Here is a 14194-nt window from a genome sequence, read left to right as displayed (position 1 = left end):
TCACTTCCTCCCGAGTCCAGGGTCTAGTCGGTCGAGTCCGAACTCGACGACGTCGCCGGCAGTGCGCAGGTCGATGAGCCCGATGCGCTTCGCGTCGAGCGCGAGCGTGCGCGCCGAGGTCGCAGTGCAGTCGAGCGCCGCGATCCAGCCGGTCGTGAGCAGCTCCTCGCCACGGAATCCGACGGCGTTGCCGAGCCACAGTGCGAACGCGACGGCCGTGGGCGGCGCGCTTACGCGCTGGCGGTGCTTGAACGTGCGACCGGTGAGGTGGCCGGTCTGGGTCCACGAGCTGGAAACGTTGCGCACGACCTTGTCGAGCGTGCCGTCGTTCAGGCGCTCGCCGACCAGCTTCCGGAGCGCCTCGCGGATCGGAGCTCGCTGGATCTCGATGCCCACTGGCTGCGAGAGCACGGGCGCCGCCGACGCCATAAAGAGCGGATCGCGCGCAAGCGCGGCGAGCATGGCGAGGAGCGGGCGCGCCTTGGGGTCGACATCCCAGAGCCCACGCAGTACGCGGAAGACGACGACGAACGGGTCAAGCGCGTAGAGTTCGCCGAGGCGCTGATTCGAGAGCCGGCGGGTCGAAGCCGTGGGCTTTTCGAGGCAATTGCCCTCGATGATGGCCGCCGCGTAGGCCGCGCGGTCGGCGGCGCCCAGAGCAGCAGCAAGGACGGCCTCAAGCTCGGTGAGCATGAGGGTCCGGCTTGAGTGGGTGCCCTTGTCGCCGAAGCGGAAGCCGAGCTTCGCCGCTCCCGCAGGCGGCCCTGCGGGTGGGAAGAACTCGATCGCTTTGACCTCTGCAAGGGACATGGTGAATCCGCCGGCAAACTTGCCGGCACCTAAGCTGACAGAGCAATGTTCTGATGTCAAGACAGTCTCCAAACTCGCCGGCAAACTTGCCGGCGAGACTGGACAAGACATAATGCACCGCGTCATAGCAAGCGAAACACGCCTGAGTTCATGAGGGTTTAAGAGTCGATCGCGTGCGAAGGAGCGGTCACTTCGCCCACACCGCCCGCCGCTCTGCCCACGTGCGCGTATGGGCAACCGCCCGGAGGGGCCGCTCGGCCAGAGGCTCGGCGCCGTCGACGGCCTCGATCGATAGAACGGCGTCTTGGAGGTCGGGCGCCAGCATGAGCAGAGACCGAGAATCTGGGTCGCCCGTGCCCACATGAGCCCCAGTTTGCGCACCACAGTGGCCCAATCAGTGACGATATGCCTCGGGTTGACGGCCCCCTGCAGGTAGCGCGCAAAGGCGCGCTACTGAGTGCCTCTAGCAGGGTGCTGCACGGGCCTGAGCCTCGGTAGCATTCGTATGTCGGCAGGAATGACGCTCAGCCCTGCGCTGGAACAGAGATGCAGAGAGAAGCCAGTCGCTAGGCAACGTCGTGCCCATCTTCATGGGCCCGTCGCACTCTCGACGCCGAGCAGGTCGCATCCCCCGTGCAGGTGGCAACACCAAGGTTCGCTAACTCGACCTCGCAGGCGTCGGCCTTCCCGCTCAAGCGCCACCGCTACGCCACATGCGCCAGCCATCACGACTTGCGCACAGGCGGGCAGACCGTCCTTTCAGGGCCGGTACCGCTCCGCCTCATGGAAAAACTGGGTGAGCGAGTACTCCAACAGCGACTGGCGGGACTGCATGTACCTGCGGGCCCGGAGGAAGGGCAGCCAGACGCGCTTTCCGACGCGCACCTGAGACTCCTCCAGCTTCAGCCGCGGCACCCATGTCCCGCCCAGCCGCCGTACCAACATGCTGCCCAGGAAGGCCCCTAGAGTTGGTGCGGTGTGCTCGTCGATGAGCTCTCGCTTGTACCTCTCGGGGAAGTTCTCCCTCCAGAAGTAGAAGTCCAGGTCCGTGAGGGACTCCGGCGTCTCCTCCATGATGGAGGGCACCTTGGTGTGCAGCGCCGCCACGAGGCTCTCGGACAGGTCTCCGTAGTAGCTCTGGACGAGCTCGGGACTCTGCACGTCCGAGGGGAGGGGAACCGGCAACCACTCCTCCGGCTCGGGCGGTCGGAAGGCGTTGAGTTCGGCAATCTTCCGCTGCCGCTCGTGTATTGAGGCCCTGTCCACCACTCGAGAAAGAAGCGACGCCAATTCTGGGTGGAAGTTGGGCTCCACGGGTGCGAGCGCAGCACTGCGCTCTCTCAACGTGCGCAGAACCGTGTCGCAATCGAGGTCGGGCCTAAGGTGGACGTGGGCACGGGCCTGAGCCACTCGCGCTTCGTCGCTCGCGAAATCCGCAGCGGCAGGCCGCAGCACCAAGAGGACGGAACCATTGGGAAGCTCCTCCACACGGTGCGCAGGAGTAGAGAGCATCCGCTCGCGGCCTACCGTATCCACCAGCTTCGGACCGAAGACATTGAGCCAGGACAACTCGTAGACCTTGTCGAACCCGTCTCTGAGTGAACTCTCCTCGTCACGTCCGTAGTAAGGAGCACCGGCCAACTCATCATCAGCCATGCTGTGGGCTGAAGCGTATGAAACAGGGTAGCGCAAGGCCCACGCGCGCACCATCTCAGTGAAAGCTCGACATCGGTTGACCTCTGAAAACATGGATAAGGGCTGCACGCCAAGCGAAACGCGCAGACATGGCGTGCGTGGTGGGAAGCTCAACCTAAGCGTCATGTCGACTGGCGGCCACTCCGTGCGATAGAGCCCAATACTCGCGCTCTTCTCTCCACGCTTCTCCGCCAGTGCATTCCAGACCGCAGCTCTAGTGTACTTGCGTTGGCGCTTACCGCTAGCAACGTCTGGCATCCAGCCGTCAGCGTGTAACTCTAGCGCCTCCAGCAATGGCTCAAGCTCTTCCTGGTACTCCGCTTGGTAGTTGAAGGCTCCACAAAATGAGAACTCGAAACGGTCCTCTGGATTGAAGTCGTGAAAGTCCAGCGCCTTCATTGAATCAGCACCTCCACTTCGTTGACTTCATCCCGAACTTCGCGCAGCGCATTCGCCAGGCTCTTGGAGTTCGCGGGCTTGAGTTCACCTCCCTCATATACAAGGCGGACCCGCTGGACCTGCGCCTCCTGCCGAATCTTCTTCCGCACAATCTTCAACTCCCCACCGTAATACCGTAGGGCATTGCCCGCGTCCTCGACCATCTGCGCCGCCAAAGCATCCTCCTTCAACAACGAGAGGTCCCGACTCTTGAAGCTGAACGTCTCCACACGGGGCTGCGAGCCAGCAGCGGGGCCCTCCTCTATGACGAGCACGTCCGCGAAGCGCAGGTCCGCCTTCGCCACCCCTACATGCGTCACGATGCGCGGCTGGTCGAAGTCCTTGAGCCACTTCCGCTTCGCCCGCGGCAGGGCCGCGTCCGCCTCCAGGATGGCGACCATCTTCCGCTCGAAGGCCAGGCCCCGTGCGTACCTGTCACGAAGGAACTGGTAGCCAGCCCACTTCAGCGGCCCCTTCTCCGCGATCCCCTGCGTGAGTTCCGCGGCACGCGTCTCAAGGTACGCCACGTAGTCGGCCCAGAGTGGCTGCGCAGTAACCTCGGCAGGAGCCGCCTTCTGCAGAGACTCGCGGTGCCTCGTCAGCTCCGCCACGTTCATCGACAGGCGCTCTCCTGGGAACTCCGCCTCCAACTGCTTGAACTTCGCCTCTGCCACCTCGACCGGGAGTCCGGCCGCCTCGGGAGGTACGGAGAGCCGGGTACCGCCCCTTCTCCCAGAGCCCCCGCCGGTGGAAGCAGCGCTCGAGGGCTCTCGGTACCGCACCGCCAATGTGGCCTGTGCCTGGGCAACGTTGCCTCGCGCCTCGTGAAGAGCTAGCGCGCCGGCTTCACCCCACTCCGCCACCAGAATCGCTGCGTCCCGGTCCTGCTGAAGGTAGCTAGCCAGCTCCCCCACAACGCTCTCTCCGACTCGCGATTCCAACCTCTCCAACACCGCCTTCAGCGACTCCACGCGGGGCACCACCGCCTGAAGGCGAGCGCGCTCCAGCCGGGAGACGCCTGCTTCACGAAGCGCGCGCGCCCCCTTCCCTCCCGCATACAGGCCCACCATGAGGGCCGCGGGCGCCAACTGCCGCGTGGCCTCCTCGTACTCGCCCTTGGCAAGGGAAGCCCCGCCCTGCGCCGTCCCTGCCGCTAGGTGGTAGAAGCCCAGCGGTATGCCGAAGGTGAGGGAGTCAAAGGACGCCAGGGCCACGTTGCCTGGCGCGAAGGCCCCCAGGAACTGGGCGTTCTCCACCTCCCGGTACGCTTCCTGGTAGGGCGGTGGGAGCTGCGCGGGCAGCGCGGACGCATCCACGCTCCGGCTTCCTCCGACGAGGGGAATGGAGGCCGCGACGTCATCGGCGGCCCGTCCCAGCCCGCGCGCGATGTCGCCGCCGCGGAAGCTCCGCTCCGGGAAGTCAGCGAGGGACATGCCCCGCTGCTTCAGCTCCTCGCGCACCACCTCCATGGCCCCCAGGGCGCGCTTGAGCAGCTTGTCCTCGGCCAGCAGGCGCAAGAGCTGCCGCACCTCGTCGTCGTGAGAGGTGTGCAGGACGAAGAGGGCGAGGACTTCTGCCTTGGCCGGGCCGTGCTTCTCGACGGCGGTGGAGAGGAAGGCCGCGCGTTTCTTGAGGAGGACGCGGGCGGCCTCGGCCTCCAGGGGGCCCAGGGCGCCCAGCCGGACGGCGTTCCAGTCCGAGAGGGCCTCTACCAGCCGGGGCATGTCCGCCTGGCGCTGCAAGGCCAGGAAGGCCGCAGGCGTGGTGCACGCCAGGAAGGGCTCCAGCACCTCGTCCTCCGAGTCCAGGTGCGGCCAGCCCGAGGGGACGTCCCCGCACACACCTGCCAGGGCCCCCACAACACGCAGGGGCTCCGTTTCTCCTCCGCCGGGATTCTGGGGAGACGGCGTGGCCCGGCGGCGGTGCAGAAGCGGTCCGTCCGCGGACTCCGCGTCGAAGTGCTCAAGCGCATCGTCCTCGGGGAGACTCGCGACAGCACCGCGCCCCAACGCCACCAGGGGCGTCGCGCCCGAGACGGCAGACAGGGTGCCTCCAGGCCCCGCCCGTGAGGGCAGCGAGGCACACCCCGACGTCAGCAGTACGAGGGACAGCACCAGGCCCACCACGCCGCACGGCAGTCGCTCAGCGCGCATTGTCCACCCCCAGCCCCACGGCCGCGAAGGCTCCCGGCCGCAGCGTCATCTCCGGCGTGGGAAACAGCAGCGTGCCGCCCTGCCCCAGCGCGTAGAGGTTGCCCCCCAGGAAGCGCCACCGGGCCTCTCCCGAGACGACGTAGCGCGCCCCTGGTTGGGCCATGGCCGTCGCCAGTCCGCCGACGCCCACGGTGAGGTTGCGGTGGAAGAGTTGCACCTCCACCCGCCCGTCCACGTCCACCCGGCCCCAGGAGAAGGCCTCCACTCCCAGGGAGAGGAAGAGGTGTCGCTGGCGCATGCCACTCAGGCGCACCGCGTCCCAGTTGAGAATCACCTCACCGTAGGCGGAAGCCCCCTCCGGGAAGGACGCCTCCGCCAGCGGCACGGAGGCCGGGCCCGCGACCTGGAAGCGCGCCAACTCGTAGTCCGGGCCGAAGGCGCCCTGCCGGAAGCCGCCGTGCTGCCGGCGCACCTCCAGGCGGAGCCGCATCCGCAGCGTGGGCGACATGGCGTCCGCGCCCACGCCCACCACCGCGCCCCAGGAGTCGCCTTCACCAGGTTGCCCGCCCCAGCCCGCCGACAGATGCACTTCATAGGTGGGCCGCACCACCACCACGGCCATGGCGTCCAGGTGCGCCAGCGTCAGCGAGGGCGCGCGGCCACCGGCCCGTCCCCAGTCGTGCACCGCCGACAGCGCCAGCGTGTAGCGCGCATGCTCTCTCGGCGGGCCGAAGAGGACGTGCTCCACGTCCAGGGAGAACTCGGCGCCCATGAGGCGCGCCCCCAGCACGTCCGAAACGAAGGCCTCCGTGTAGAGGGGGCCCAGCGTCCCGGTGAGGAGTCCTCCCGCCGGGTGGTAGTCGGGGTTGAGGCGGTTGGAGTAGCGCCGCACGAGGTGCGCGGACAGCAGGCTGTAGTCCTCCAGCGCGCCAAACCAGACGGCCAGGGGCGCGCTGTCCGAGCCCAGCTTGAGGCCGCGCACCACCTGCCCGAAGTCCGACAGGCTGTCCCAGTCCTCCCGACGCACGGGGCCCGCGCCTTCCCCTCCACCCCACAGCCGCAACCGCACCGGGGCGCCCAGGTTGAGGCCGAACTCCTCGCCGCGCTCGAATACGAGGGTGGGCTCCACCTGGACGAAGCCCGCGTCCATGCCGACGCCCGCGCGCGGTAGCAGGGCCAGCGTCGTCACGTCGAGCCGCAGCAGCGAGCGCCAGGCATCATCCAGCGGGCGCCGTTCCTCATCCACGGGCTGCACCTCTGGGACGTCCTCGGCCCATGCGGCAACCGGCGACAACAACCACAGCCAGACGGCCCAACTTCGCGTCATCCGCATCCACGCCTCCCAGGAATGGGCCCAGCGAGGGAGCAAAGGACACACGTCTGACGTTCAGCCCGGCACGGGCCGACTGTGCGTCGCGGCTCAGGGGAAGGGGAAGAGGCGCCGGCCGCGTCGGGCCAGCGGCAGCCGTCCGGCCAGTAGCGTGCCGGAAGGATTGATGACGGAGGAAGACCGTGTTCGGCGAGCGCCGCGAGGGGCGAGCTGTGCAGTGACTGGGCTGGAGGGGCGAATCGGGCGGGTCGGCGGCAGGGCGCCGCGTCTATTCGTGGGGTAGCAGGCTACCGATGCGCGAGTTGGGGTGCGCCTGCACACGCAGCAGGACATCCGCGAGGTACGTCTCGGGATTGACGCCGTTGGCCTCGCAGGTGGCCACCAGGGCGTAGAGGCCGCGAGGATTGCCACCGCGGCTTCGTGGACGCCGAAGAGGAAGTTCTTACGGCCCAGCGCCGCTTTGCACTCCAACAACTGCAACGTGCTCAGTCGCGCGCCCCGCGCCAACGCGAACTCCCGCTGCTTCTGCCCGCTGACATCGACGGCTTCCGCGACGCGCGCCCAGTCTGGCTTTGATGTACCCAGACAATCCGCGACGCCGACAACCCATCACGGCACATCGTTGGCCAGACGGCTACCAATTTCCAGAGGACTTTTAATCTTTCGCACTCGGCGCGAGCTGTTCAACAAGCCATCTCAACTGAGTTCGAGCAGTACTAACAAGGGCTGAATACGACATGACGCGTAGCCCATCCGTGGTACGGCGAGGATCCACGGACGAATCCCGTCGTCCGCCAATAACCAAGATCTCAATATTTTCGAAGGCATGGCGTAGATCATCGGAATATTTCACTGCTTGATTCTCGTCATCACGAGTAATGCTGTGAGACGGGCGCTTGAATTCGATGACCACATGCCGCAGCCGCACATCCTCGCACAAGAGCAGGTCCGGACGACGTGTGGCTCGATCTCCCGGAAATTCACGCCCGGCCCACCGCTCCACGATTGATGCGAGCGTTCGATTTGAAGCGAGCAGTGCGTAGTCCGAACCGAGCACCCACAAGTTGCGCTCAATGACTTGGTGCATTTGCTTTTCAAGTGTTTCGGGATTAGCGACCAACTCATCGAGTCGTTCGAGCACCTCCAGCCGTCGATTGGCCTGCTGCACCATTAGCGCCATGTCTACCAAGCCAAAATCAGCCAATGCTTCCGCAAATATTGCGACGCCGGAATGCCTAGCCCCCTCAATAGCTTGCACAACCACCCAGTACTCATCGCGCTCAAATGCGTCGAGCATAACGTTGATGACCGTGTCCTTGCGCTCTTCCGTCTCGCCGTAGAACTTGCTCAGCGCGCGCTCGACCGCGACCTGGGCGAGCCGCTTTCTGTGCTCCGGCAGTCCGGCGAGGCGCCGGTTCAGCTCAGCCTGACGACGTGCTTTCGCTAGATTCACCTCGCTGGAGAATGTCTTCCGAACTCGTTCCTTTAATCGGTCTTTCACCCAGAACTGAAGTTCGCGAAATCGGGTGCTGTTTTCTATGACTGCACCCCAATCCACTGTCACATCTTCGGACAAGCCGTCAGCATGTACCTCCCCATAGATTCGATTGAGGAGTTTTGGCGGAATCTCTTCGTCTTCCTCAAGACCGAAGTGCACAGGCCGACCAACCACCTTCCCATTTACACGAATCGCCACCCCGGAGTGCTTGGCTCTCAGGGGCTTCTTTCCATCTGCAATGGTGAACTGAAGCCGAACTTTCCCCAGGGCCGGAAGGTCCACACTCTGCGTGAATGTCTCTCCGGGAACGTCCTCGACTGCAAGCGGCTCCCCATTCACACGAACTTCGAAGCCCGCTTCGCGTCCGTATTCGAGGACGAGCAGTTCTCGGAGTCGTTCGGCACTGGGAAACGCGAATGCTTGGTTGAGATCGGAAAGAGTAATGGATGTTCCATGCTCGTCCGGACCGCATTCAGAGGTATGGAGCGGTAGGTCGATGGTTTCGAGATCATGCCTGGAGTCACCAAGGTCCTCTTTCCGGATCCGAAGCTCTGACCGCTTCGCGCCCGACCGCGTCGTGAGAACCATTGAGGTTGCTGCCATCAACCCCGCGAACTTGCCGACTCCCTTACGTCCCTTGATGGGACGCCTGAAGCGTTGAGACACTTCCCCTCTTCTGCTCCGGCGGTCGCTCGCAACTTTAAGGTACTCAGTGCGGAGCTCCTTCTCGCTCATGCCAACCCCATCGTCGTCGATGACAATTGGCGCTCCAGTGAGACCCATTTGGGGGAGCGTCACCTCCACGCGCGTTGCGTCGGCATCCCACGCGTTGTCGATCAACTCCTTGAGAGCCTGCTCTGACGAGCGATAGCTCTCGCCAAGCAACACTGCCAGCCGGGGATCAACCAGGAAGCGAGCGACTTTCGCCATATGGGCTCATCAGCCAGGACTAAAAAGGAGTGGGCAGCCAGTTTAGAGCGCAGGCCATTGCGTTAGGAATTTTCAGGCTACGAGCATTCATGACTGGTGTGCCGCTCGCGCCGAGTGCTTCGAATCGCGTGCAGTCATTGGTGACCACCTGATCCCGCCGAAACCACCTCCCAGAAGAGGGTGGACCTGGCGAAGAAGTTCGGGACGCCGGAGAAGCCGTTCAGCGGGTTCCAGATCCAACCAGGCGCGGGCACCTTCGAGAACTACCTGGAGTTCGGCGCGACCTGCGGCGCCTCCGCGGATGGACGGCGGCTCGGGGAGACGCTGGCCTCGGACCTGAGCCCGTCGCCGAGCATCGCGGATCAGCCGGTGGATCATCAGGAGGAAGGCTTCGTGCGAGCGCTGTCTGGCTACACCGGCGCGGGAGCCGAGGGCTTCACGAGCGGAGCGCCCACGGACTTCAACATCCGCGAGGACTTCCCCGTGGGCTCGCTGGAGCGCGTGCTGCACGCGTTCGCCCAGGGCCAGGGCTCGAACATCCTGACCATCACCTGCGCCACCCCTGAGACCTTCGCGCACGCGTCGAAGGACCCGGAGAAGTACGACGTGCTCCGGGTGCGCATGGGCGGCTGGTCGGAGTTCTTCGTCTCCATGTTCCCGGGGCACCAGGAACAGCACCAGCGCCGGCCAATCAGCACGCCTGACGTCGAGCGCTGAGCCCTAAAACGACAAAAGCCCCCGAGTCTTTCGACTCGGAGGCTCTTGTTCGGAGTGCCCAGGGCGGGATTCGAACCCGCACACCTTTCGGCGCCACCCCCTCAAGATGGTGTGTCTACCAGTTCCACCACCTGGGCGTTCGGCGGGGTCCATCTACCGGACCCCGTGGATTCACGCAACAACCAATTCAACGGTCGCGTGAATCCGATGCTTCCTGACGACTACGGCGCGGGCGTCGTCGGCGCGGGAGCCTGCTGGCCCTCCGCCGGCGGCGTCGCGGAACGCTCCTGCTCCACCGCTCCAGGCGCCGCCGGAGCCGGCGGCGTGGCTCCCGGGGTCGCCGGGGCCGTCTTCGCCGGCGGCGTCGCCACCGAACCCGCGGCCACCGAACCGCGCAGGCCCACGAACGACAGGCCCAGCGAGGTCAGGAAGAACAAGCCGGCGCAGACGCCCGTCAGCTTGCTCAAGAAGGTCACCGCGCCGCGCCCACCGAAGGCGCTCGTCGCGGCACCGCCACCGAGGGCGGAACCCATGCCGGCGTCCTTCCCCGGCTGCAACAAGATGACGAAGATCATGAACACGCAGAGCAGGACGTGCACGATCGTGAAGAAGGTCAGCATGGGTGGTCCAAACGCTCCGTGAAAAGAGGGCGCAACCTACACAAAGTGGTCAACGGGTGACAACTTCTAACGGGGATAACGGCTTCAGCCAGCCGCCTTCACGATGGCCACGAAGTCCGCCGCCTTGAGGCTCGCTCCCCCCACGAGCGCCCCGTCCACGTCCGGCTGACCCAGCAATTCCGCCGCGTTGTCCGGCTTCACGCTGCCGCCGTACTGGATGCGGACCCGCTCGGCCGTCCCCTCGTCGTACATCCGGGTCAGCAGGCCCCGGATGGCCGCGTGGACCTCCTGCGCCTGCGCCGTCGTCGCCGTCCGGCCCGTCCCAATCGCCCACACCGGCTCGTACGCCATCACGAACGTCGCCACGTCCGCCCCGGAGAAGCCCTCCAGCGCGCCCCGCACCTGGCGCTCCACCACCGTGAGCGTCTGGTTCGACTCGCGCTCGGCCAGCGTCTCTCCCACGCAGACGATGGGCGTCATCCCGGCGGCCTTCACCGCCTTCGCCCGCTTGTTCACCGTGGCGTCCGTCTCACCGAAGAACTGCCGGCGCTCCGAGTGCCCCACGATGACGTAGGCGCACCCCAGCTCCGCCAGCATCGGCGCGCTGATTTCGCCCGTGAAGGCGCCCGAGGACTCCCAGTGGCAGTTCTGCGCCGCCAGCTGCAGGGGTGCCCCCTCCAGCGCGACGTGCAGGGGCTGCAACGCGACGAACGGGGGCGCGATGGCCACCTCTACCTTGTCGCCCATTGCCGCCACCGCGCCGCGAAGCTCCCGCACCAGCGCGAGCGCTTCCGGCACCGTCTTGTTCATCTTCCAGTTGCCAGCGACGATCTTCCGACGAGCCATCGAGGTGTCTCCCCCGGTGCGTACCGCGTGGGTGCCCTACTTCGTCTCCAGCGCCTTGATGCCAGGCAGCGGCTGGCCCTCCAGGAACTCCAGCGACGCGCCACCACCCGTGGACACGTGGCTCATCTTGTCCGCGTAGCCCATCTGCTCCACCGCCGCCGCGCTGTCGCCGCCGCCAATCACCGTGACGGCGTCCTTGTTGATGGACATCGCCGCGGCCACCGAGCGCGTGCCCTCCGCGAACTTGTCGACCTCGAAGCGGCCCATGGGCCCGTTCCAGATCACCGTCTTCGCGTCGCGGATGCGCTGCGTGTACATCGCGCGCGTCTTGGGACCGATGTCCAGGCCGATCATGTCCGCCGGCACCACCTGATCCGGCGTCTCCTTCACCGGGCCCTTGCCGTCGATGTCCGCGCAGACGATGTGGTCGATGGGCAGCACCAGCGGCGTCTTCAGGCGCTTGGCCGTGTCCAGCAGCTTCGCCGCCAGCGCCAGCTTGTCGCCCTCCTCCACCCGGCTCTTGCCCACTTCGATGCCCTGCGCCTTCAGGAAGGTGTACGCCATGGCGCCACCCACGAGCAGCGCATCCACCTTGGGCAGCAGGCTCTCGATGACCTTGATCTTGTCGCTCACCTTGGAGCCGCCCAGGATGGCCACGAAGGGCTTCTGCGGATTGCGCAGGACCTTGTCGCCCAGGTACTCGATCTCCTTGCGCATCAGGAGGCCGGCGGCCTTCTCCTTCACGAAGGGCACCATGCCGGCCGTGGACGCGTGCGCGCGGTGCGCCGTGCCGAACGCGTCGTTGACGTAGACGTCCGCCAGCGCCGCCAGCTCGCGCGAGAAGGCCTCGTCGTTCGCCTCCTCCTCCTTGTGGAAGCGCAGGTTCTCCAGCAGGAGCACCTGCCCCGCCTTCAGGTCATTCACCTGCTTCTTCACGTTGTCACCCACGCAGTCGTCCGCGTGGATGACCTCGTGCTTGCCGCCCAGCAGCTCCGCCAGCTTCTCCGCGACGAGCACCGTGGACAGCTTGGGGTCCGCGCCCTTGGGCCGACCGAGGTGGGACGCCAGGATGACCTTGCCGCCCATCTCCAGCGCGCGCCGGATGGTGGGGAGCGCTTCACGGATGCGGGTGTCGTCGGTGATGCGGCGCCCCTCCAGCGGGACGTTGAAGTCCACGCGGATGAAGACGCGCTTGCCGGTCAACTGCAGGTCATCGATGTAGCGGATCATCTTGGGTGTCCCTTGTGCCTGTCTCGGTCAGCCTGGGGTGCCGGTGCGGGGAGGCTTTACGCCACGCCCTTGGACACGAGGAACTTCGCCGTGTCGACCATGCGGTTGGAGAAGCCCCACTCGTTGTCGTACCAGGCCATGACCTTGACCATGTTGTCGCCCATCACGAAGCAGTTGGTCGCGTCGAAGATGGCCGAGTGCGGGTTGCCGTTGTAGTCCACCGACACCGTCTGCGCGTCGCTGAACTCCAGCACGCCCTTGAGCGCGCCGTTGGCGGCGGCCTTCATCGCGGCGATGACCTCTTCCGCGGTGACCTTCTTGGTGGTGTTCACCGTCAGGTCCACCAGGGACACGTTCGGGGTGGGGACGCGGACGGAGATGCCGTGCATCTTGCCCTTGAGGGACGGGATGACCTCACCGATGGCCTTCGCGGCGCCGGTGCTGGTGGGGATCATGGAGAGCGCGGCGGCGCGGGCGCGGCGCATGTCCTCGTGGGTGAGGTCCAGGATGCGCTGGTCGTTGGTGTAGCTGTGCACCGTCGTCATCAGGCCCTTCTCAATGCCGAAGTTGTCCACCAGCACCTTGGCGATGGGCGCCAGGCAGTTGGTGGTGCACGAGGCGTTGGACACGATGTGGTGCTTCGCCGGGTCGTACTCGTTCTGGTTGATGCCGTACGCGATGGTCAGGTCCGGGCCCTTGGCCGGCGCGGAGATGATGACCTTCTTGGCGCCCGCGGCCAGGTGCTTGGCGGCGGCGTCACGGGCCGTGAAGCGGCCGGTGCACTCCATCACCACGTCCACGTTCATGTTCTTCCAGGGCAGCGCGGAGGGGTCCTTCTCCGCGGTGACGGCGATCTCCTTGCCGTTCACCACGATGCCCTTGTCCGTGTGGGACACCTCGCCCGGCCACGTGCGGTGCACGGAGTCGTACTTGAACAGGTGGGCCAGCGCCGACGGCTTGTCGAGGTCGTTGATGGCGACGATCTCGAGGTCTTCCTTGCGGCTGAGCGCGGCGCGCAGGATGCAGCGACCGATACGACCGAAGCCGTTGATGGCGAGCTTGATGGCCATGGTGTTTCCGTCTCCTTGAAGGAGTGGGCCTTCGCGGCCCACCGTCATGAATCTCGTAAAGAAGGCGGGCGACCGTAGGCAGGCGCCCCCGCCGAGTCAACGCTTCGCGTGGGCCGCTTTCGCGCGTGCACGCCGGAGCTGAACAATCACCCCGACCAACAGCCAGAGCCCGGAGGCCGTTCCCGCGCCGGCCCCGCATCCGCAGCCGCTGTCCCCCTTGGGGGAATAGTCATTGGGGAGCGCCGGAATGACCGTGGGTTGCGGGTCCGGGTCCCCCGGGCCCGGGTCCACCGGCGGATGCGGATCCACCTCCCGCACCGCCACGCAGGACGACAGCGGCCGGGGGCTGACCGCGGGCGTCACGTCCGCGTCAGGCAGGGCCGGCGCCTGGGTGACGAGTCCTGAACGCACCAGGAACGCGCCCACCAGCCGCGACCGCTCACGATTGGACGCAAGGCCCTCGAACGGGAAGCCCAGCACCAGCACCTGGCCCGCGGGCGCCGTGCCCGCGGAGAGCACGCCCGCGCCCAGCGACGTGCCGGTGTAGCGCAGCACGTCCGCGCCGCCGCCCGTCGGGGCCAGCACGTCCGTCACCCCCACCGGATAGGCGCCGAGCGTCCCATCCGCCAGCGGCGTGGCCGCCAGGTCCGCGAGGAGCCCGCCCGCCGAGCCCTGCACCCGGGCCACCGGCGCCCCCGCCGCGATGGACGCCCGGAGGATGTCCGTGAGGAACAGCTTGTCGTCCGCGGTACCCGCCGCGAGCGTGGACACCGTGCGTCCGCCCGACAGCATCAGGTGCCCGCCCCCCGTGACGAACGCGCGCAGGGCGTCCTGCTCCGTCCGCGTCAGTCCCGCGC

10 protein-coding genes, 1 tRNA gene and 2 pseudogenes are annotated in these 14194 nt (G+C 66.4%); 1 reads left to right on the top strand and 12 read right to left on the bottom strand.

The genetic code is table 11. From position 1 onward, the window contains the following. From D7Y11_RS21015 to D7Y11_RS20985, 6 genes and pseudogenes are all read right to left on the bottom strand, one after another. Positions 1-810: a hypothetical protein gene (locus D7Y11_RS21015; protein ID WP_126934599.1), complete on the bottom strand. Its 810-nt coding sequence runs from the start codon at positions 808-810 to the stop codon at positions 1-3. Positions 811-1569: 759 nt separating this feature from the next. Then, positions 1570-2904: a hypothetical protein gene (locus D7Y11_RS21005; protein ID WP_126934598.1), complete on the bottom strand. Its 1335-nt coding sequence runs from the start codon at positions 2902-2904 to the stop codon at positions 1570-1572. Continuing rightward, positions 2901-5096 (bottom strand): hypothetical protein, encoded by a 2196-nt coding sequence (locus D7Y11_RS21000; RefSeq protein WP_126934597.1) that lies wholly within the window; start codon positions 5094-5096, stop codon positions 2901-2903. Before D7Y11_RS21000 ends, D7Y11_RS21005 begins: the two co-directional genes overlap by 4 nt. Then, positions 5086-6429 (bottom strand): hypothetical protein, encoded by a 1344-nt coding sequence (locus D7Y11_RS20995; RefSeq protein WP_126934596.1) that lies wholly within the window; start codon positions 6427-6429, stop codon positions 5086-5088. Before D7Y11_RS20995 ends, D7Y11_RS21000 begins: the two co-directional genes overlap by 11 nt. Positions 6430-6694: 265 nt before the next feature. Further along, positions 6695-6885 (bottom strand): annotated as a pseudogene (locus D7Y11_RS44355) (transposase domain-containing protein); the annotation flags it as partial. Between the two features lie 196 nt (positions 6886-7081). Further along, positions 7082-8854 carry an ATP-binding protein gene (locus D7Y11_RS20985; RefSeq protein ID WP_126934594.1) on the bottom strand — a complete coding sequence of 591 codons (1773 nt, stop codon included), beginning with the start codon at positions 8852-8854 and terminating at the stop codon, positions 7082-7084. Between the two features lie 180 nt (positions 8855-9034). On the opposite strand from D7Y11_RS20985, the gene D7Y11_RS20980 reads away from it, so the two are divergent. Next, positions 9035-9571, top strand: a complete 537-nt coding sequence (locus D7Y11_RS20980) for a hypothetical protein (protein ID WP_199753757.1) — start codon at positions 9035-9037, stop codon at positions 9569-9571. A 55-nt stretch (positions 9572-9626) separates the two neighbouring features. Here the strand turns inward: D7Y11_RS20980 and D7Y11_RS20975 are convergent. The 6 genes and pseudogenes from D7Y11_RS20975 to D7Y11_RS20950 all read right to left on the bottom strand — a co-directional run. Then, a tRNA-Leu gene (locus tag D7Y11_RS20975) sits at positions 9627-9708 on the bottom strand. Positions 9709-9792: 84 nt separating this feature from the next. Next, positions 9793-10191, bottom strand: a complete 399-nt coding sequence (gene secG, locus D7Y11_RS20970) for a preprotein translocase subunit SecG (RefSeq protein ID WP_126934593.1) — start codon at positions 10189-10191, stop codon at positions 9793-9795. A gap of 84 nt (positions 10192-10275) precedes the next feature. Then, complete coding sequence (gene tpiA, locus D7Y11_RS20965) at positions 10276-11037, bottom strand: triose-phosphate isomerase (protein ID WP_120568041.1); 762 nt, start codon at positions 11035-11037, stop codon at positions 10276-10278. Positions 11038-11073: 36 nt separating this feature from the next. After that, positions 11074-12267, bottom strand: a complete 1194-nt coding sequence (gene pgk, locus D7Y11_RS20960) for a phosphoglycerate kinase (RefSeq protein WP_120577066.1) — start codon at positions 12265-12267, stop codon at positions 11074-11076. A 56-nt stretch (positions 12268-12323) separates the two neighbouring features. Then, positions 12324-13337, bottom strand: a complete 1014-nt coding sequence (gene gap, locus D7Y11_RS20955; protein ID WP_120577065.1) for a type I glyceraldehyde-3-phosphate dehydrogenase — start codon at positions 13335-13337, stop codon at positions 12324-12326. A gap of 96 nt (positions 13338-13433) precedes the next feature. Continuing rightward, a pseudogene (locus D7Y11_RS20950) lies at positions 13434-14194 on the bottom strand (N-acetylmuramoyl-L-alanine amidase); the annotation flags it as partial.

The organism is Corallococcus sp. AB018, assembly GCF_003986945.1.
In the GTDB taxonomy this organism is placed as follows: domain Bacteria; phylum Myxococcota; class Myxococcia; order Myxococcales; family Myxococcaceae; genus Corallococcus; species Corallococcus exiguus.
Note: the sequence above shows the minus strand (reverse complement) of the source record. Positions and strands in the feature narration are given on the sequence as shown.